The following is a 507-nucleotide window of genomic DNA, read 5'->3' on the forward strand; positions in this document are numbered from 1 at the left end:
ACTTTAATGCTGGAGTTTTATTAATAAATACCAACAAATGGTGTGAAGAAAATATTTCTGAAAAAGCACTAACTATGATAAATGATGGAAATATTTATAAGTTTGCCGATCAAGATGTTTTAAATATTTTACTGGAAAATGAGACACTATTATTACCAATAAAGTTTAATACTAAAATAAAAATTTCTATCGATGCCCATCAGGAAAGAGAGATAAGGTCCTATACCGTTATATTACACTATATTTCACAAAATAAACCTTGGTATAAAGTCTATCTTTCTGAAATTTTTAACGACTATTTAGCTCTCTCTCCCTGGAAAGATGAGCCATTACCTTTAAGTGGCGATAGTTCATCAATAAGAAACTATGCTAAATATCTATTTAAACAGAAATACTATTTTAGATCTGTTTATTATTATATTATCTATTTAAAATATAAATTATTTCTTAAAAAGTAATTATCTGTTTAAAATTTATGATGAATAGAACCATTTGTCTTTCAATAAT

General features: G+C 25.2%; 1 protein-coding gene. It reads left to right on the forward strand.

Annotated features, from left to right (window positions below):
- The coding region (locus A9G03_RS09650) for a glycosyltransferase family 8 protein (RefSeq protein ID WP_218837116.1) at positions 1-458 on the forward strand (458 nt) is incomplete at its 5' end.
- Between the last annotated feature and the right edge of the window lie 49 nt (positions 459-507).

It is taken from the genome of Gilliamella sp. wkB171 (assembly GCF_001693755.1).
Classification (GTDB): domain Bacteria; phylum Pseudomonadota; class Gammaproteobacteria; order Enterobacterales; family Orbaceae; genus Gilliamella; species Gilliamella apicola_F.